At 46.5% G+C, this 297-nt stretch carries 1 protein-coding gene; it reads right to left on the reverse strand.

All coding sequences use genetic code 11. The features are described 5' to 3' along the window. On the reverse strand, positions 1–279 hold a 279-nt coding region (locus tag AC23N5_RS31550; protein WP_487758582.1), incomplete at its 3' end, for a hypothetical protein. Between the last annotated feature and the right edge of the window lie 18 nt (positions 280–297).

The following is a 297-nucleotide window of genomic DNA, read 5'->3' on the forward strand; positions in this document are numbered from 1 at the left end:
TCGGAAAACTATCGTTGGGTTGGCGCCTGGTTGTCCCGTTGTTTGTTGCACCCGTAACCCTGCGGCAGTACCTTGCAGTGATGTCCCTACGTTGGTACGATGAACAGATTTAAAAACATTTTGATCAATACTGGAAACCGAGCCTGTCAACGATTTACGGCTCTGTTGGCCATAACCCATGACAACTACTTCGTCCAGCGATTTTGACTCTTCGATGAGGACAACCGCGAGAGGTTGTGAGCCTGTCACGTTGATTTCTTTGTTTTGAAAACCAATCATTGAAACGACTAGCATACT

Source organism: Runella sp. R5_40 (genome assembly GCF_057652295.1).